Raw genomic sequence first — 20305 nt, 5'->3', positions numbered from 1 at the left:
TGCCGTAAGGCATGGAGCTGACTGTTACTAATCGGTCGAGGGTTTGACCTGAAGCATAAGTTGGAACGGAAGGAGGGAATCCGGAGACGGATTCCCGGGAAGAGTTTGTGTGTTCAGTTTTGAAGGTATGTATGAAAATCTATACAGATAATCCGCCGATCATTTGTTATTGCAGATGATCGGCTTTTTTACGCGAACAGTGAGCCGCAGCCGAATGCGAAGTATTCGTGTGCGGCGAGCGTCGCGATAGCGAGATAAAACTCGCGCAGCGTGTTTTATCTCGTTGGGTTTGCCAGAAAACGTCAGAGGTATTAGACTAATACCAAAAGACAAATCAGAATGAAAATAATGAAAAGATACATCAGAATGGAAATGATGAAAACATACATTTGGAGGTATTGATCTTGGGCTGCAGGATTCTTGTATACTGGAAAATAACAGAGGAGCAAAAGCGGAAAATCCGGACAATCGCGAACAGACATGGCTGCGAGACCATTTTTGTAACGGACCCGCAGGAGGCTGAAGAGGAGGCAAAGAGTGCGGACGTCATGTTCGGGGCGGATCCGGGACCGTTGCATGCGGCCGGGAATCTGAAGTGGTTTTGTACCTGCTGGGCAGGAGTGAATCATTATCTCCAGGAGGGCGTTCTTCCAAACAGCACCTGCTTGCTGTCCAATTCTTCAGGGGCATATGGGGTCTCCATCTCCGAACACATCATTATGACAGCGTTGATTTTGATGCGCCGGTTTGAGGCTTATGAGAAAATAATGAAGAATACCGCAGTGCGAGAATGGCGCCACGACATTCCGATGTATTCTCTGTGCGGAAGCCGGATTACCGCTCTCGGAACCGGTGATATCGGAAGCACCTTTGCTAAGCGTGTGAGGAGCTTTGATCCAAAAACGGTTATCGGGGTAAGTCGCAGTGGAAGACAATTAAAGGAATATGATAAGGTCCTTCGGGTGACAGAGCTGGATTCTGTGCTTCCGCAGACAGACCTTCTCGTCATGAGCCTTCCGGAGACCCCGGAGACAATTGGAATCTTGAACAGAGATAGAATCGCGCTTCTTCCGGAAGATGCTTTTGTGGTCAATGTGGGGAGAGGAAGCGCGATTGATGAGAAAGCACTCACAGACGCTTTGAACGAGGGAAAACTTGCCGGAGCAGCGCTGGATGTCATGCAGACGGAGCCTGTGCCGGCAGACAGCCCGCTGCGCACTGCGAAAAATATCCTGCTGACACCGCACTGCGCCGGCCAGATGACACTGGATTATACGCGCGAAAAGAGTGTGGAAATGTTCTGTGAAGATCTGGAGAATTATCTGAGCGGAAAAGCGCTGGTCTATGGTGTCAGCAAAGAAAGAGGATACTGATGCATTTTCCGGTAAGCGGTCAGATGTAAAGATAATGGAGAAGGATACGAGTAAATATCCGGGCGTATATTCAGAATGTGCCGGAGATATCGGAGGCAGGGTGAACGATAGTGGGGCGTACTTATATTGCGATCGATTTAAAATCCTTTTACGCATCAGTGGAATGTCAGGAGCGTGGACTTGATCCGCTCAGAACAAATCTGGTAGTTGCTGATGTTTCGCGCACGGAGAAGACGATCTGCCTTGCGGTATCTCCTGCGCTGAAGGCATATGGAATTCCAGGGCGTGCCCGGCTTTTTGAAGTTGTTCAGCGGGTCGGTGAGATAAACCGGGAGCGGATCCGGAGAGCGCCGGGAAATGTTTTTTCCGGGGCATCGTCTGATGCGGAGGAGCTGAAGCAGAACCCGGCTCTGGAAGTGTCTTATATCGCGGCCGTTCCCCGGATGGCGTATTATATAAAGTACAGCACACGGATTTATCAGATCTATCTGAAATACATTGCGCCGGAAGATATTCACGTATATTCGATCGACGAGGTCTTCATCGATGCGACGGATTATCTTAAAACTTATGGAATGACGGCACATGAACTCGCAATCACGATGATTCGTGATGTGCTGAAGGAGACCGGTATTACGGCAACGGCAGGCATCGGGACCAACCTTTATCTGGCGAAGATTGCGATGGATATCGTCGCGAAGCACGCGGAAGCCGACTCGGACGGCGTGCGGATTGCGGAGCTGGATGAGATGAGCTACCGCAGACAGCTCTGGACGCACCGGCCGCTTACCGATTTCTGGAGAGTTGGCAGGGGCTATGCGAAGAAGCTTGAAGAATACGGCATGTACACGATGGGAGATGTTGCCCGCTGTTCGATCGGCGGAGCAAATGATCTCTGCAATGAGGAATTGCTGTATAAGCTTTTCGGTGTCAACGCGGAGCTTCTGATCGACCATGCCTGGGGATACGAGCCGTGTACCATAGATCTGATCAAAAAATACAGACCGGAAAGTAATTCCGTCAGTTCCGGACAGGTGCTGATGTCACCTTACAGCTTCGAGAAGGCTGCGGTTGTGGTACAGGAAATGGCGGATGTGATGGCACTGGATCTGGTCAGCAAAAGAATGGTAACTGACCAGGTTACGCTGACAATCGGATATGATAAAGAAAGTCTGGAAGATCCGGAGATACGGAAGAAATACCGGGGCGCCGTCAGCCGTGATCACTATGGGAGAAGGATTCCGCAGCATGCACATGGTTCCGCGAAGCTGTCCGGCGCAACTTCTTCGGGCAATGAGATTACGCATGCAGCGATGGATATTTACCGAAGGACGGTCGATCCGTCTCTGCTGATCCGGCGGATCACCATTTCTCTGGAACATGTAATTCCGGAGGATGAGGTGTCGGATACAAGCTACGAACAGATGGATCTTTTTACGGATTACCATTCGCTGGAGGCAAAGAAAGAAGAAGACAAAAGGAAGCTGGACAAAGAGAGACGCATGCAGGAAGCCATGCTCTCGATCCGTGAGCGGTTCGGAAGTGACGCGGTTATCCGTGGGCTGAATCTCCGGGAGGGCGCAACCGGACTTGACCGGTCAAAGCAGATCGGAGGGCATAAGGCATAATCCTCAGGAATCGGGAGCATAGACATGAATCATGGGAAATCAGAGTAAATAAGGTATGGACCATGAGAAAAGATCGGAGGGCACAAGGCATGAACAAGGAGAAAGAGGAGCCTGAAGTGCAGAATAGAATGAAATCGGGATCTGCAGTGGGAAAAGAGAGAAGTTCGTTCCCTTATGAGGACATCGTTAATCTGCCGCACCCGGTTTCGCGATATCATGTGCCGATGCCGCTCATTCAGCGTGCGGCGCAATTTGCGCCCTTCGCCGCGCTCACCGGATATGATGAGGCGATCGAGGAGACCGGCAGACAGACGGATGACAGAGTTGCACTTTCCGAGAGCGAGATCGCGATTCTGAACCGGAAACTGCAGATTCTGAAGCAGATTCTTGACCGCAGGCCGGAGGTTTCGATTACATATTTTATTCCGGATTCGCGGAAAAAGGGTGGCTCGTATCACACCGTTAGCGGATCTGTTAAAAAAATTGATTCACAGAATCAGCGGATCGTGATGTGTTCCGGGGAAGTGATTTCTATGGATCGGTTGATCGCCATAGAGGGAGATATTTCCTGGGATGGTTTTGCATGATTCAGCATAACTTTTTTTCTCAAGTTGCAGTTAGTTACCTCGCTTCGCCGAAAAAACATTTACATAATATTAATTTAAAAATGACCCGGAGTATGGGGACAGCGGGTCGTACAAAAACATAAAAAAGAAGGGAAGCCCTGTGGATTCAGCAATCAGAAGAATCCACAGGGCGTTTTTTATGTTTACACATATGGGCTGAGGGCTTGTTTTTTTTACTTTTTATTTACCTGCACAAGATAACGGAATTAACGAGGTACGAATAAAATGGAAAAGTACAAAAAAATTAAAATTATTCAGGAAAGCAAGAGAATTAAAAATGGCAGGAATTACATTATCTCACATTTCGAAAACCTACCGCAACGGATTCCAGGCGGTCAAGGATTTTAATCTGGAGATCGGAGACCACGAATTCATTGTATTTGTGGGCCCTTCCGGCTGCGGAAAATCCACGATGCTGCGCATGATCGCCGGGCTGGAGGATATCTCCGAGGGAGAACTCTGGATTGGAAACCGGCTTATGAACAGCGTGGATCCCGGCAAGCGAAATCTGGCGATGGTTTTTCAGAACTATGCTCTCTATCCGAACATGACGGTATACCAGAACCTGGCATTCGGACTCAAGGCGCATAAGGTGGAAAAGACAGAGATTGAGCGCAGAGTTCAGAAGGCATCTTCGATGCTTGAGATCAAGAGCCTTCTGGACCGAAAACCTGCACAGCTGTCCGGAGGACAGATGCAGCGTGTGGCAATCGGAAGCGCGATTGTACGGGATGCAGATGCATATCTGTTTGATGAACCCCTATCCAATCTGGACGCGAAGCTTCGGACGCAGATGCGTGTCGATCTGAAAAAAATATACGACAAGCTCGGTTCTACGGTTATCTATGTCACACATGATCAGGTGGAGGCGATGACACTGGCGACGAGAATTGTTGTCATGAGAGACGGAATGGTACAGCAGGTGGGAACACCGAGGCAGATATATGAGAAGCCGGTGAACCGGTTCGTCGCAGGGTTTCTGGGACTGCCACAGATGAACTTCCTGAACGCCACCGTGGAAATGGAAGAGGGACGGGCATTCCTGAATACCGGGGACTTCAGAATTCCTCTCCCGCAGAGATTTTATCGCAGTCTGACGGAGGGAATGACAGAAGGTACTAAGGTGGAGATCGGAATCCGACCGGAAGATCTGATGACTGAGGGAGAATCCTTCAATGCAATCCCGTTTGAAATTGAGATGATAGAAAACCTCGGCTCTCATTTTTATCTGCACGGATTTGCGGGCAGTCAGAGCACAACCGTGAAGCTTGAGAGCTATGATCCGAAGCGCAGAGACAGACAGATGAAGCTCTACATTGATCCGGAGAAGATGCACCTGTTCGACAAGGGAACGGGAGAATCGATCGAAGAATTTCTGCTGGGATAAGCGGAAGGAGATAAGCAGTGACGATGAGGAAGAAACAGCATACGTGCTGTATACAGGATACACAGAAAATACAGGATACACAGAAGATACAGGTTACGCAGAAGATACGGGCTACGGAGAAGATACAGGCTGCACAGAAGATACAGGGAAACGGAGGTGCTGAACAATGACAGGAACCGGACAGGTAAAGAAAAAGGCGGGACCGTACTGTTATCTGATTCCCTCCGCGATCATATTTGGAATTTTCCTTTTCTACCCTTTTGTAAAGACGATTTACCTAAGCCTTTACAAGACAAATAAGCTGGGACAGGCAAAGCTCTTTGTCGGATTTGGCAATTACAAGGATCTGCTTACCAGCGCCAGCTTTGCAAATTCACTGGCAGTAACCGCAATCTTTGTTGTGATCGTTGTGATCGGAGGAATGCTGCTGGGACTGATCGGTGCGGTGCTCTGCAACAAGACATTTCCGGGCATACGGTTCTTCTCAACAGCATATGCGCTTCCGATGTCCATTGCATCGAGCTCGGCTGCTCTGATCTTCCGTATTATGCTTGACCCTACCATCGGTATTGTCAATAAGCTCGCGCACACGAACATCAACTGGCTGAATGACCCGAGATACGCTCTCGTGTGCGTGGCAGTGCTGACAGCCTGGCTGAACAGCGGAATCAATTTTCTGTATTTCAGCGCGGGACTTGCCAATATCGATGAGGAGATATATGAGAGAGCATCGATCGATGGCGCGGGTCCGGTGCGGCAGTTTTTCCAGCTGACACTTCCCGGATTGCGGCCGATCATGTTCTACACAGTAGTCGTGAATATCATTCAGGCCTTTCAGTCCTTCGGTCAGGTAAAGATCCTGACGCAGGGTGGACCCGGAGAATCAACCAACCTGATTGTCTATTCGATCTACCGGGACGCTTTCTTCAATTTCCGATTTGGCAGCGCGGCGGCGGAATCAGTTGTACTCTTTCTGATCATCATGGTACTTACCCTGCTGATGTTCCGCGCAGAGAAAAAAGGAGGTAAAACACGTTGAACAATATAGATGGATGCATCTCGCTTTCACAGCAGGAAATCGAGGCGATGCGCGAGGAAAGCATCAGATTAAATAAAAAGGCAATCCGGGTCAAGAAGGGGAGGAAAGCAGCACGGCTGATCATCAACATCGTCGTGGCATTTATCATTCTGCTTCCGCTGCTCTACGCGGTAAGTATCGCGTTTATGCCTTCGTCGGATCTTTATACCATGAATCTGAATCTGATTCCGAAACATCCGACACTTGAGAATTTCCATCAGGCACTCAGCAAAATCCCTCTGATCCGGTTCATCATAAATTCGTTCCTCGTAGCGGGCCTGATCACGCTCGGACAGATCATTTCCTGTTCCCTTGCTGCATTTTCTTTCTCCTTTCTGGAATTTAAGGGAAAGAAAATTCTGTTCATGCTCGTTATGGCAACGATGATGGTGCCGGGAGAGGCGACAATCATTTCCAACTATCTGACCGTTGGACAATGGGGCTGGCTGAACACGTACCGGGTTTTGATCATACCTTATCTGACAAGTGCGATGGGCATCTTCCTCTTCCGGCAATTTTATCAGTCTTTTCCGATTTCAGTGTATGAGGCGGCGAAAATTGACGGCTGTTCAAACCTGCGCTTCATCTTCCGGATCCTGCTTCCTCTGACAAAAGCGGCGATCGGAGCAATGGCGGTATATACCTTCATCAACGCATGGAATATGTATATGTGGCCGCTGCTCGTAACCGGAGATGAGTCCATGAGAACGGTTCAGATCGGACTGAGCATGCTGAACAGCGTAGATTCCCAGTCGATCACGATGATGATCGCCGGCGTAGTCATGATTATTCTGCCTTCGATTTCAATCTTCATTATCGGACAGAAACAGCTGATCCGCGGTATGTTCTCCGGAGCGGTAAAAGGCTGACCGCTGATTCTTCATCTGGTTTTTCAAGGGTCATAACCGCCGGAAACGGCGGATGACATATATCACTCATTTTTTTACATTAGGAGGAAAATATGAAAAAAAGGTTACTGACACTAACTGCCGCTGCACTCGCGGCAACTATGGTATTCGGCGCATGCGGATCCAGTACGGGAAGCTCTTCTTCTGAGTCTTCCGCCGCATCGCAGGAGAGCACAGAGCAGGCAGCAAGTACAGATACCGCGGAACAGACCACGACGGCTGCCGCAGATTCTGCGTCATCAGACGGAAGCACAGCAAGCTCTTCCGGAAAGACGACCATCACCTTCTGGCATTCCATGGGCGGTGTAAACGGAGATGCGCTTACACATCTGGTAGATCAGTACAATAAAGAAAATAAAGATAATATCTATGTAGATGCAGAGTATCAGGGCGAGTACGATGATACCATCAATAAGCTGAAGAGCGCGCAGATCGGAAACATGGGCGCGGACCTTGTTCAGGTATATGAGATCGGAACCCGTTTCATGATTGATTCCGGATGGGTAGTCCCGATGCAGGATCTGATTGATGAGGACGGATGGGATGAGTCCCAGCTGGAGCCGAATATTGCGGCTTACTATACGGTAGACAACAAGCTTTATTCCATGCCCTTTAACTCCTCTACCCCGATCATGTACTACAATAAGGATATGTTCGAGAAGGCAGGCATCACAGACATCCCGGATTCTCTTCCGAAGATTGACGCGATCGCAAACGATCTGGTACAGAAGGGCGGAGCCGGTGAGGCAATGTCCATGGGAATCTATGGATGGTTCTTCGAGCAGTTCCTCTGCAAGCAGGGTGCAAACTATGTAGACAACGATAATGGACGTACCAAAGCTGCTACAAAGGTTGAATTTGACAGCAACGGCGCCGGTGAGAAGATTCTCTCCCAGTGGAAGAAGATGTATGATGACGGCACCGCTCCGAACGTAGGCCGCGGCGGAGATTCCGGTCTTGCTGATTTCACAGCCGGAAAGAGCGCGATCACTCTCGGATCTACCGCTTCTCTTGCGCAGATTCTGCAGGATGTAAACGGCAAGTTTGAGGTAGGAACCGCTTACTTCCCGAAGGTAAGTGACGATGATCAGGGCGGCGTTTCCATCGGTGGCGCTTCTCTGTGGGCACTTGATAACGGTGACAAGGCGAAGCAGCAGGCAGTATGGAAATTCGTGAAATTCCTTGTTTCACCGGAAAGCCAGGCATACTGGGCAGCACAGACCGGTTACTTCCCGGTTACAACAGCTGCGCATGACGAGCAGACATTCAAGGATAATATCGCAAAATATCCGCAGTTCCAGACAGCTATCGATCAGCTGCATGATTCCAAGCCTGAGTACGCAGGTGCTCTGATGAGCGTCTTCCCGGAGGCAAGACAGGATGTAGAATCCGGAATTGAGAACATGCTGAATACGAATCAGGATCCGGCAGAAGCCACAAAGAGCATTGCGGACAGCATCAACAAGGCTATCGAGGATTACAACGTAGTAAACAGCTGATGTCTTCAGAAATAGCAATCGAGAACTATAACGTAGAGAACAGCTGATATCTTCTGACGTGAGCAGGACGTCTTCCGGTCCCAGGAGGGCGGGAGGCGTCCTGAGGCAGGAGATGCCGTCCGAATGGCGGCTCCGGAAATGATACGCATCAGAAAGAAGAAAGAGAACTCCATGACAGGCAGGCCTGAAGGCACCGGTCATGGAGTTTTTTTATAATAATTGTTCGGCAATCTCGGCATCCGGAGTTTGGCAATTTTGTGAATTCCGTTTTTGTAACTTGGTTACTTTAGTATCGACAATTTCGTTAATTTTGTTTTGAAAATTTACGATCATTTTGATTCATGAAGTGGTTGACGATCATGAGATACAAGAGTAAAATGTGCTTTGCTACATAGTTAACAGTGTTAATAATTGCCATCGATAAATATTATCATTGCCAATAATTGCACCGGCCAACTATTTATCTGTTTCATACATGCACTTGCTTTCAGATGAGCATTGTTTCATACAGAGTACCGCGGATAATGGCGCTTTCACAGTTTATGGCTGTTTCTGGGTTGGAACAGTTCATGCAGAGCGCTTACAGATCATAACCGGATATAAAGCATTGTATGTAAGCAGCAGGGATTGAAGGCTGTACAGCCGTATTCGAGGAAAGGAGTAAAGGATGGATCAGCTGGAGGAGGAACTGATTAACGCCATGCATCAGTTTCATAAGATGCGCCCCGTCTTCTGTTTTTCAGAAATCAGCAGGGGCAAAACCATTGTCATGGGAACAGCGTGGCAGATTTATAACAGCAGAGAGGATCACAAGGTGCGTGTGAGTGATATTGTTTCACGAATAGGAATGCCGGCGCCCGGTGTATCGCGCATACTGAAGGGCCTTGAAGAGGACGGGATCCTGAGACGGAGTCTGGATCCGAATGACAGACGCACAACACTGGTTTCCTTCACCGACAGGGGTATGAGCGAGATACAGAAAAATATCCGTTCAATTGAGAAAGCTCTTCATGAAATTATTGAGGGTATGGGAGAAGAAAAAGTCCGGACGCTCTGCTGTCTGCTGAATGAGCTGTACGCACAGACGGAATCGGTTTTTTCAAAATCTGACTGGAAAACGGAAAGGGAGAATTCATGAGACATATTTTCGGAAATCTGAAGAAGTACTGGAAATCTGTGCTGATTCTTGCTGTGCTGCTGATTGTTCAGGGCTTTTGCGAGATGTCTATGCCGCAGTACACGCAGAATATTATCGATGTCGGAATCCAGAATAAGGGAATTGAGCACATTCTTCCCGCCAGAATCACGGCGGACGAATACGACGAGGCACAGATTTTCATGGACGGGGATCAGCGGAAGGAGTGGCAGGCATCGTATGTTGAGGACGGAGAGAACTATACGATCAGAGATCTCGGAAAAGAGGAGTGGAAGAAGCTTGATAAGGACCTTCTGACTCCCGTGGTCATGGCTTATCAGCTTGGGCATATGAGTGAGGAAGCTTTCCGTGATATGGTTAAAAAACAGGCTGAATCGGCACCCTTGGCTGCAGGGCAGACGGATGCGATGGCCGGCGCGAATGTACAGGCGAACAGTACGGATGCGATGGCCGGTGCGGATAGCCAGGCGACCGGCTCGGATGCGATGACCGGCGCGAATAGCCAGGCGAACGGTGCGGATGCGATGACCGGCGCGAATGGCCAGGCAGACGCTGTGGATGCGATGGCTGCCGCGGAGAGTCAGATCGATTCTATGTCTGCGGAAGAGCTTGCCAAGGCATTTCATCTGGATGTACATATCTTCAAGGCGAAGGATGAGAATGGCAAGAAAGCCACGTATGTTGATGTGAGACCAGCAATCCGTCAGATGATAGAAAGCGGACAGATGACAGACGATCAGATTTCCGGGATGAGAGAGGAGATCAGCAGTGCCATCAGCAAAACAGGTGAACAGACAATGAAAGCCATGGCGATCCGCTATGCGGCAGATGCGGATCAGAAAGCCGGTGTGGATGTGAACAGCCAGCAGAAGCACTATCTCTGGATCAGCGGAGGGAAAATGATGCTGATCGCGCTTCTGATGGGACTTGCCGCGATCGCAGTCTCCTTTTTCGCTTCAAGGGTCGGCGCAGGGGTCGGCCGGGATCTGCGGTATCAGGTGTTCCACAACGTCATCGGATATTCCAGCGCAGAGATGGAAAAATTCCAGACATCATCTCTTATCACCAGGGCGACAAATGATGTGCAGCAGGTGCAGATGGTGACGACCATGCTGCTTCGTATGGTTCTGTATGCGCCTGTCCTTGCGGTCTGGGGCATTATAAAGGTATACCAGTCTCATGCAAAGATGAGCTGGGTGATTGCGCTTGGAATTGCGGTCATTGTGGGAATCATCCTTGTACTGGTCATGCTTGCCATGCCGAAATTCAAAATTATGCAGAAACTGGTTGACCGCCTGAATCTGGTGTCCAGGGAGATCCTGACGGGGCTCATGGTTGTACGGGCATTCGGAAGAGAAAAAACAGAGGAAGAACGGTTTGACGAGGCCAATATCGATCTGATGCGTACGCAGCTGTTTACAAACCGTGTGATGACCTTTATGATGCCGTCGATGATGTTTGTGATGAGCGGACTCAGCGTTCTGATCACCTGGGTCGCTGCGCATCGTGTGGATGCCGGCACGCTTCAGGTCGGAGCCATGACATCGTTTATCACCTATGCGATGATTATCATATCCTCCTTTATGATACTGACTGCGATGTCCATCATACTTCCGAGAGCAGGCGTAGCGGCGGACCGGATTCATGAAGTAATTGCCACAAAACCTTCTATTGTGAACCCGGAACATGAGGAAAAGCCGGAGAGCAAGAAGGGCGTGATCCGCTTTGATCATGTAAGCTTCCGCTATCCCGGCTCGGAGCTGGATGCCCTGACGGATATTTCCTTCACGGCGGAGCCGGGAAAAACTACGGCAATAATCGGCAGTACCGGTTCGGGAAAGAGTACGCTCGTGAATCTGATTCCGCGGTTCTATGATGTCACAGGCGGATCTGTCACGATAGACGGGGTTGATATCCGTTCCATGAATCTTCATGAACTGCGGGAAGAAATCGGATTTGTGCCGCAGAAGGGAACCCTGTTTTCCGGGACGATTGCCTTCAACATCCGTTTCGGACGCCCGGATGCATCGGACGAAGAGGTCAGACGCGCCGCGAAGATCGCTCAGGCTGACGACTTTATCGAGGAAAAAGAAGATGCCTATAACAGCTTCATATCACAGGGCGGAAGCAATGTATCGGGAGGACAGAAGCAGCGGCTCTCGATTGCGCGGGCGATCGCGAAGAAGCCTTTGGCGCTCGTTTTTGATGACAGTTTTTCTGCTCTTGATATGAAAACAGATGCGAAGCTCAGAGAGGAGCTGTCACGGGAAGAAAAAGATGCGACAAAAATCATTGTCGCACAGAGAGTCAGCACGATTCTGAATGCAGATCAGATACTTGTTCTGGATGAGGGAAAAGTGGCAGGACTCGGTACACATGATGAGCTGCTGGACAATTGCGAGGTTTACAGACAGATCGCTGCTTCACAGCTTTCACAGAAAGAACTGGAGGGGACGCGCCATGCAAAATAACAGAAATCAGAACCTGCGGGGATTCGGGAAAAATCAGAGACAGCAGGAAGAGATGAACGCAGATGCGGAGAAGCGGGCGCGGGATAAGCAGCTGGAAGAGTATCGCAAAAAACAGAAAATGTCCAGGCCAATCGGACACGGCCCCGGTCGTAACCAGGTTGCAGAAAAACCGAAGAATTTCAAGGCATCCTTTGGAAAGCTGATGCGTTACATCGGGCGCTACCGGATTGCGGTTATCCTTGTCATGATTGTTGCGGTACTTTCGACGATCTTCAATGTCCTTGGACCGAAGATCATGGGAAATGCGACAACCGAGCTGGCGGAAGGACTGATGCGTAAAATCCAGGGAACCGGCGGAATTGATTTTGAAAAGATCGGAAAAATTCTGATCTTTACACTTGCCCTGTATCTCGCATCTGCCGGATTCAGCTTTATTCAGGGATGGATCATGACGTCAGTCAGCCAGAAGGTTGCCTATCGCATGCGCCGTGAAATCTCTGAAAAGATTGACCGTATGCCGATGAAATATTTTGAAAGCAGGCCATACGGAGATGTACTCTCGAGAATTACAAATGACGTAGATACGCTTGGAACCGGTCTGAACCAAAGCATTACGATGATCATATCGTCTGTTGCTACGATCGTCGGTGTTGTGGTGATGATGCTGACAATTTCCCCGCTGATGACATTGATCGCGGTCGTCGTCATTCCGGTGTCCGGAGCCCTGGTTGCCTTCATTGTAAAAAAATCACAGAAATATTATATCCGGCAGCAGGATTCTCTCGGAATCATCAACGGACAGATTGAAGAGGATTTCTCCGGTCAGCTGGTGATCAAGGCATTCAACAGAGAGAAGATCGTTATGGGTGATTTCAACAGCACAAACAGCGATCTGTATGATTCAGCGTGGAAGTCACAGTTTATATCCGGAGCGATGATGCCGGTTATGAATTTTATCAGCTATCTTGGGTATGCCGGTGTCGCGATTTCCGGAGGACTACTGGCGATTCGCGGCGTGATCGGTGTCGGTGATATTCAGGCATTTATTCAATACGTGAGCAATATAAAGCAGCCGCTGGCACAGATGGCTCAGGTTATGAACCAGGTGCAGTCCATGACAGCGGCGGCGGAACGTGTCTTCGAATTTCTGGAGGAAGAAGAGGAAGATCCTGCATGGATGACACAGGCAGAAGAAGGGAAGAGTAAAGCTTTCGGAATAAGCGAGTCGGCCGGGAGCGGAGAAGCTTGCTGGACAGAAGAGTCGGGTGAAAAGAGCGGATCTATCGCTGCAGCCGGGACGGGAAAAATTCGTGGACAGGTCGATTTCGAGCATGTTCGTTTCGGCTATGATCCGGATCAGATCGTCATCAAAGATTTTTCCTGTCATGTGGATCCGGGACAGAAGATCGCCATTGTCGGGCCGACAGGAGCAGGAAAAACAACCATCGTAAAGCTTCTGATGCGTTTCTACGATGTGAACAGCGGAACAATCCGGCTGGACGGACAGGATATCCGAAGCATAGACAGACATCAGCTTCGAGAGAATTTCTCTATGGTTCTGCAGGATACCTGGCTCTTTTCCGGCACTATCCGGGAGAATATCCGCTACGGCCGGCAGGATGCAACGGATGAGGAGGTCGAGGAGGCGGCAAAAGCTGCTCATGTGGATCACTTTATCCGGACGCTGCCCGGCGGATACGACATGGTGCTGAACGAAGACGCGACAAATGTGTCACAGGGCCAGAAACAGCTTCTGACCATTGCGCGGGCAATGCTTTCAGACCGCAGCGTCCTGATCCTGGATGAAGCGACATCGTCCGTAGATACAAGAACCGAGCAGCTCATTCAGAACGCTATGGATCAGCTCATGAAAGGGAGAACAAGCTTCGTCATCGCACACAGACTGTCCACAATCCGAAACGCCGACAGGATACTGGTACTCAACCACGGAGATATCGTAGAACAAGGAACCCATCAGGAACTCCTCGCACGCAACGGATTCTACGCCGACCTCTACAACTCGCAGTTTTCTGTATAAAGCCGTCGTCAAGCGGGCAGTTTTTGGGCATGCAATGCATGCACAGAAAACTGCATGCTTGAACGACGCTAACATGTATGAGCATGTAGCGGTGCGAAGCACCGCGAGAATGCGAATGCATGTGGCAACTGCGAGAGTTGCGAAGCAACGGAGCAGTTGGCTTTATACAGAAAAAAGCTCTTCGAAAACACAGACAGGTATGAGCACGAAAGTGCGAATGCCTGTAGGATTGCGCAAGTGCGAAGCACGGAGCAATCCGTAGCTTATACAGAAAGCAGCCCGGTATGAGCATGTAGCGGTGCGAAGCACCGCGAGAATGCTCATTCCTGTTAGCGGCACGGAAGCTGCGAAGCAGCGAAGTGACGCGGGGGACTTATACAGTACAAATAGTGAAGAGCTCTTCGAAAACGCAGACAGGTCTCGTCGCACGCGAAGCGCGCGTAAGAGACTGGATGCGATTTCGAAGGCAACAGGTATGAGCACGAAGTGACGCGGGGACTTATACAGAAAATGGCTCGATGCTCGTATCCAATGTTACAGAATTTTTTCTCAGAATACCCCAAACTAGAGAAAAACAATGGGAAACATAAACGAGATAAAACACGCTGCGCGAGTTTTATCTCGCTATCGCGACGCTCGCCGCACACGAATACTTCGCATTCGGCTGCGGCTCACTGTTCGCGTAAAAAAGAGAATCCCTGCCGATGGCAGAAATTCCCGGAAAGTGTGAGGAAATGACAATAGAGGAGATCAGAGAGAGACTGGAAGCGGATGAGAGAAATCGTTCGTATACCGATCGGGGAATTCATCCTGTCTTCCAGGTGAGCAGCAATGCCAGGATTCTGATTATCGGTCAGGCTCCGGGGCGGAAGGTGGAGGAATCCGGTATACCGTTCAATGACAAATCAGGAGAAACACTGATCCGATGGATGGGAATTGACCGGGAGACGTTTTATTCTTCGAAGATCGCAATCATGCCGATGGATTTCTATTATCCCGGGAAGGGCAGGTCCGGAGACCTGCCGCCCAGAAAATTTATCGCGGAGGAGTACCATTCAGATATTTTACGTTTGATGCCGGAAGTAGGACTCACGATTCTGATCGGCAGGTATTCCATTGATTACTATCTGAAAGATCACAAAAAGAAAAATCTGACCGAGACCGTTGCTGCCTATCGAGAATATCTGCCGGAGTATTTTCCGATTGTACATCCGAGCCCGCTGAACTTCAGATGGCAGCGGAAAAATCCATGGTTCGAGGAGCAGGTCGTTCCGGTGCTTCAGGAGAATGTGCGGCGCCTTTTGTAATCATCGTCCCTTCCAGATCATGCGAAGTACCTCTGCCGGTTTCGGCGTGGTTCCATACAGGAGAACACCAACACGGTATATCCTGGCGGCGAGCACACCGGTTCCGAATACAGAAACCGCGAGAATGGCAATGGAGATGGTAATCTGCCAGGAAGGCACTGTACTCATGGCGATTCTGGTGAACATGGCCATGGGAGAGGTAAACGGAATAAAGGAACACACCAGCATCGGGAGATTGTCCACTTCTCCGCTTCCAAGTGCGGTCATCACAACGATAAAAGCAATGATGAAGAGGAAGGTGATCGGCATGATGGCGGTATTGATGTCCTCGAGCTTCGAAACCGTTGATCCGACTGCCCCGTACAGAAAGGCATAGATCAGGAAGCCGAGGATAAAAAATATAAGCATAAACAGCAGCAGATGGAGCGGAATGTCAAAGATCGAGGTCACAATTTGATTATCCGCCCAGTCAGTCCTGGTAAGGTTGAAGAGCAGGAAAGCGGTTCCGAAGACGCAAAGAAGCTGGACAAGACCCGCCAGGCAGGCTGCCAGTACCTTGCCGAACATCATTTTTACCGGGTCGGCACTGGTGACCAGAAGTTCCATGGCGCGGGAGCTCTTTTCTGTCGCAACACTAGTGCTGACCATCTGTCCGTACAGAAGGATCACCATATACAGGGCAAAAATCATAATATAGGTGTAGAAGAAATTCTGAGACTGATCCTTTCCGGTGGCCTCCACCTTGTGTGACACCTCTGTCGCAAGAATGCTTCCGGCCCGTTCCGGAGAAAGACCGGCTTTGGTCATTGCCTTCATCTCAGAGATTCCGCGGAGAATCTGGTCGGCGATTTCCGGGTTGGCATCATACATGGAGAGATTTTTGACAAAATATGTGTAGTTCTGTGCATTCTGAAGCAGAAAGCCGCAGTCTGCGGTCCCATCGTTGATTTTGCCCCGAATATCAGCGGCGTCCGGATCCGTGATGGTTATCTGATAATCCGGGAATGCTTTCTCGAAGGCTGCCTGCGCCTGCTGCGTAAGTGCGGGATCTCCGGAGGAGAGCAGCATGACTTTTTGTTCCCCGCTATCAGAATTGCTTTTAACCAGTCCGGAAATCTTCGGGAAAAACATGATGACGGAAAGCAGAATCATCAGGACGATTGTGGTGCCGACGAAAACCTTGTTTTTGAAATAATTTCCAAGCTCGAACCGGAAAATTGTCTTGAACTGATTCATGTGACTCATAGATTCTCCCTTCAGATCTGATCTCTGGTGGTCTGTACAAAAATATCGTTGAGTGAGGGCTCAAATATTCGGACTTCATTCACATCCCATTTCGTGGTCAGAAGCTGCATCTCCCGGCGGCAATTGCTCGTATCGTTCAATGTGATACGGATGGCACCATCCTCAGTGAGAACAGCCCGGTCTCCGTAATATTCGAGAATCTGTTCCTGCATTGAGGAACGGACAAGCAATTCATTGCCTGCCATGTGGTGCCGGATTTCCCGAAGATTTCCGGAGAGTACAATGTGACCTCCATTCAGAATTGCAATCTCGCTGCAAAACTCTTCGATGTAATTCATCTGATGACTGGAAAAAAGAATGATTTTTCCCCGCTTCATCTCGTCTCTTACGACTTCCTTCAGAAGCTCCGCATTTACCGGATCAAGACCGGAAAAAGGCTCGTCCAGAATCAGAATATCCGGATCATGGGCAAGAGCAGTGACGAGCTGGATCTTCTGCTGATTTCCCTTTGAGAGAGCGTCCAGCCGTTTATTGCTGTATTCGGACATCCCGAGGCGTTTCAGCCAGCTGTCAATCGCTGCGCGGGCATCTGTTCGCTTCATGCCTTTGAGCTCCGCGAAGTACAGCAGCTGATCCGCAATGATTTTCTTCGGGTAAAGGCCCCGCTCCTCCGGAAGGTAGCCGATTTTCACCGATTTGTAGTCGATTGGTTTGCCGTCCAGCATGATCTCACCCTTGTCCGCCGGAAATACATTCATCAGAATTCGTATGGTGGTTGTTTTTCCGGCACCATTTCTCCCCAACAGCCCTAGAGCAGTACCGCTTTCCGCTGTCAGGCTGATTCCCTTAAGTACCTGATGCTCGCCAAAACTCTTATACAGATCTTTTAGTTCCAGTTTCATGCGGTTCCTTTCTTTTCGTAATTTATGAATAATACTTGTGGGTTTCAGCCCCTGCATTTCCGAAATGCGCAGGCTTTTTCTGCTTTTGATGAATCAACAGCGGGGATGCTCATCCTTTTAATGAAACGACAGCAGAAATCTTCCGCTTTTGCTTAATCAACAGCAGGAACGTTTCTTGTACATTTTCAGTATAAGGTGTATATATTTCTTATGGCAAGTTAATTTATGCGACACAGGGCGTATCGTGTATACATTTTTATTCGGATGAATTTGCGTGACACAAGCGGCATATATTTATTGCGGCAGGTAGATTTGTGTGACACAAGCGGCATATATTTGTTGCGGCAGGTAAATTTGTGTGTTATAAGGGAAATATATTTTCTTGCGAGAGGCAGCACGCCGGACAAAAAACGTTAAGGATGAAAAACGATGAGAATAATGATAGCTTCTGATATTCATGGATCTGCATATTATTGTGGGAAAATGCTGGAGGCGTTTGAGCGTGAAGAAGCGGAGCGGTTGATGCTGCTCGGAGATATTTTGTATCATGGTCCGCGAAATGATCTTCCGAGAGAATATGCGCCCAAGAAAGTCCTGAAGCTTTTGAACGAGAGAAAAAATGATATCTTCTGCGTGCGTGGAAACTGTGATACAGAAGTGGATCAGATGGTATTAGAGTTTCCTATCATGGCAGATTACTGCATCCTGACGGCGGGGAGGAGACTTGTTTATGCTACGCATGGTCATCGTTTCAACAGGAGCCAGCTCCCTCCGATCCGTCAGAATGATATCCTGCTCCATGGTCATACCCATATCCCCGCATGGGAGCAATTCGGAAGCAATAACCTTTATCTGAATCCCGGCTCCGTGTCCATCCCAAAAGAGGATTCTCCTCACAGTTATATGATCCTGGAAGATCATACATTTATATGGAAGGATCTGGACGGAAACGAATATCACAGGACAAGAATCTGAGGGATATTGGTTAATGTATGATGAAATCCCAGCTGCAGAAATAATTGAGGGCAGACTAATAGCTGCTGAATAGTGGACAGAATAGTAGCTGCTGAATATTGGATAGAAATAATAACTGCTGAATGGTGGACAAATAGTAGCTGCTGAATGGTGGACAGATCAATAGCAGCTGAATGGAGGTCAGATCAGATGGACATACCTGAGACCCTGGAATTACTGCGAAAAAAGGCACTGGAAGATGATGGACTGCGTAAAAGAATTCTGGCTACAAGAAATACAAAAACACCTCTTGCTGATTTCTGCAGAATCAGCACAGAACAGGGATTGCCAATGTATGAGATGGATCTCCTGGAGTATGGGGAAAGCTCATATGCCGCTATGCGCAGAAGTACAAACGGGGGAGGGGAGAATTCCCCGCTTCTTCAGTACGAGGACGACTATTACGAGCTGTTTCTGAGCGAACTGGAATAAATATGAACAATATCGAAAGGCAAACAATATATAAATAGGAATAATGTTTAAATACGAAAAATGTCTAAGGGCGAACAATATCTAAATAGGAATAATATTCATACACGAACAATATCTAAATACGAACAATATCTGAGGTGAATGAAATGAGCATAGCAGACAAACAGCATATCCTGACTGATATCAGAGAGGCTGCTCTGGAAGCAGGGGCAATTATGAGATCTGCACATGAGGGCCAGGATGAGATTTCTCCGGATAAAATAAAATCCGGTCACGCAAATTTTGTCACCATATATGACAAAAGAGTACAGGAGTTTCTGACCGGGCGGCTCGGTGACATATTGCCGGAGGCGCATTTTGTAGGAGAAGAAAACGGAAAGGATGCTTTTGATGAAAGCTTTCGGCAGGGATTTACCTTTGTAGTAGACCCTATAGACGGCACTTCAAACTTCATGAACAATTATGGCCCGAGTGTCACATCGATCGGACTTTTCAAGGATGGAAAACCATTCATCGGGGTTGTATACAATCCCTGGCAGGAGGTAATGTTTTCAGCCGCGGAAGGCGTAGGCGCTTTTGAAAATGGAAAAACTATTCACAGCTCAAACGAGTCGCTGTCGATGAGCCTGGTTTCCTTCGGGACCGCTCCATACTATCCAAATCTGCGGGATCAGGTCTGGAAGGTCGGATCCTTCTATCTTGACAGATGCGTTGATCTGCGGAGAAGCGGAAGCGCAGCCTGGGATCTGTGCATGGTAGCTTCCGGAAGAACCGGTCTGTTCGTGGAACCACTCCTGCAGCTGTGGGATTATGCAGCCGGAGCAGTGATTCTGACGGAAGCAGGAGGCCGAATTACAGACCTTGCGGGAAAAGAGCTGGATTTCTGCGGGCCATCATCCATAGCAGCAGCGTCTGCAGGAGTCAGCCGGGGAGATTACCTTCCGTCGGGGATAGAGGATTGATCCGGGATTCCAGAAAATATAAAGTTGAAATAGCTTGAGAAAAAGGGCTGAAAAAAAATTGAGAAAAAGATAAAAAACGCTTGACGCAAGGTAAACAACGTGATAAAGTACTTTATGTTGTCGCGGAAAACAAAAAAGCCAAGACAACACAGAAGCAACACAGAATGGACATTGACAACTGAACAGTAAAACACATCCTCGAAAATTCAAATGAAGTTTTATAAAATTTTTGTTTGAACGATCGAAAGTATTCAACGGGTTATCGAACTGTTCGCAGGG

Annotated in this window: 16 protein-coding genes; 14 read left to right on the top strand and 2 right to left on the bottom strand. The window is 48.8% G+C overall.

Features of this window, described 5'->3' with window-relative positions; all coding sequences use genetic code 11:
• Positions 1–404 precede the first annotated feature (404 nt).
• From ACTNDI_RS13365 to ACTNDI_RS13315, 11 genes are all read left to right on the top strand, one after another.
• The gene (locus ACTNDI_RS13365) at positions 405–1373 is read left to right on the top strand and encodes a D-2-hydroxyacid dehydrogenase (protein ID WP_441101459.1); all 969 of its coding nucleotides are present in this window, start codon (positions 405–407) and stop codon (positions 1371–1373) included.
• Between the two features lie 107 nt (positions 1374–1480).
• Entirely contained in the window at positions 1481–3001 is a 1521-nt protein-coding gene (locus ACTNDI_RS13360) for a Y-family DNA polymerase (protein ID WP_441101462.1), read from the top strand.
• A gap of 89 nt (positions 3002–3090) precedes the next feature.
• The gene (locus ACTNDI_RS13355; RefSeq protein ID WP_441101458.1) at positions 3091–3588 is read left to right on the top strand and encodes a hypothetical protein; all 498 of its coding nucleotides are present in this window, start codon (positions 3091–3093) and stop codon (positions 3586–3588) included.
• 316 nt (positions 3589–3904) lie between these two features.
• Positions 3905–5014, top strand: a complete 1110-nt coding sequence (locus ACTNDI_RS13350) for an ABC transporter ATP-binding protein (protein ID WP_441101457.1) — start codon at positions 3905–3907, stop codon at positions 5012–5014.
• 166 nt (positions 5015–5180) lie between these two features.
• Positions 5181–6053, top strand: a complete 873-nt coding sequence (locus ACTNDI_RS13345; RefSeq protein ID WP_441101456.1) for a carbohydrate ABC transporter permease — start codon at positions 5181–5183, stop codon at positions 6051–6053.
• Positions 6054–6100: 47 nt separating this feature from the next.
• Entirely contained in the window at positions 6101–6961 is an 861-nt protein-coding gene (locus ACTNDI_RS13340; RefSeq protein WP_441101461.1) for a carbohydrate ABC transporter permease, read from the top strand.
• 92 nt (positions 6962–7053) lie between these two features.
• On the top strand, positions 7054–8499 hold the full coding sequence (locus ACTNDI_RS13335; protein WP_441101455.1) for an ABC transporter substrate-binding protein: 1446 nt from the start codon (positions 7054–7056) through the stop codon (positions 8497–8499).
• 667 nt (positions 8500–9166) lie between these two features.
• Complete coding sequence (locus ACTNDI_RS13330; RefSeq protein WP_441101454.1) at positions 9167–9637, top strand: MarR family winged helix-turn-helix transcriptional regulator; 471 nt, start codon at positions 9167–9169, stop codon at positions 9635–9637.
• The gene (locus ACTNDI_RS13325) at positions 9634–12126 is read left to right on the top strand and encodes an ABC transporter transmembrane domain-containing protein (protein WP_441101453.1); all 2493 of its coding nucleotides are present in this window, start codon (positions 9634–9636) and stop codon (positions 12124–12126) included. The genes ACTNDI_RS13330 and ACTNDI_RS13325 overlap by 4 nt, the downstream gene beginning before the upstream one ends.
• A 118-nt stretch (positions 12127–12244) precedes the next feature.
• Positions 12245–14164, top strand: a complete 1920-nt coding sequence (locus ACTNDI_RS13320; protein ID WP_441101460.1) for an ABC transporter ATP-binding protein — start codon at positions 12245–12247, stop codon at positions 14162–14164.
• Between the two features lie 704 nt (positions 14165–14868).
• Complete coding sequence (locus ACTNDI_RS13315) at positions 14869–15471, top strand: uracil-DNA glycosylase family protein (RefSeq protein ID WP_441101452.1); 603 nt, start codon at positions 14869–14871, stop codon at positions 15469–15471.
• Here ACTNDI_RS13315 and ACTNDI_RS13310 read toward each other — a convergent pair whose 3' ends face one another.
• Together ACTNDI_RS13310 and ACTNDI_RS13305 are read right to left on the bottom strand one after the other, a co-directional pair.
• Positions 15472–16716 carry an ABC transporter permease gene (locus ACTNDI_RS13310; RefSeq protein ID WP_441101451.1) on the bottom strand — a complete coding sequence of 415 codons (1245 nt, stop codon included), beginning with the start codon at positions 16714–16716 and terminating at the stop codon, positions 15472–15474. It abuts the gene before it with no gap.
• Between the two features lie 11 nt (positions 16717–16727).
• On the bottom strand, positions 16728–17618 hold the full coding sequence (locus ACTNDI_RS13305) for an ABC transporter ATP-binding protein (protein WP_441101450.1): 891 nt from the start codon (positions 17616–17618) through the stop codon (positions 16728–16730).
• A gap of 429 nt (positions 17619–18047) precedes the next feature.
• Here ACTNDI_RS13305 and yfcE point away from each other — a divergent pair, with 429 nt between their 5' ends.
• From yfcE to ACTNDI_RS13290, 3 genes are all read left to right on the top strand, one after another.
• A complete protein-coding gene (gene yfcE, locus ACTNDI_RS13300) occupies positions 18048–18593 on the top strand; it encodes a phosphodiesterase (protein WP_441101449.1) in 546 nt (181 codons plus the stop codon).
• A 189-nt stretch (positions 18594–18782) separates the two neighbouring features.
• A complete protein-coding gene (locus ACTNDI_RS13295; RefSeq protein ID WP_441101448.1) occupies positions 18783–19064 on the top strand; it encodes a hypothetical protein in 282 nt (93 codons plus the stop codon).
• Between the two features lie 146 nt (positions 19065–19210).
• A complete protein-coding gene (locus ACTNDI_RS13290) occupies positions 19211–20026 on the top strand; it encodes an inositol monophosphatase family protein (protein WP_441101447.1) in 816 nt (271 codons plus the stop codon).
• Positions 20027–20305: the final 279 nt, after the last annotated feature.

Source organism: Bilifractor sp. HCP3S3_D3 (assembly GCF_052063915.1).
Taxonomy (GTDB): domain Bacteria; phylum Bacillota; class Clostridia; order Lachnospirales; family Lachnospiraceae; genus Bilifractor.
The sequence above is the reverse complement of the archived record's forward strand: the minus strand, read 5'-3'. Positions and strand labels throughout refer to the sequence as shown.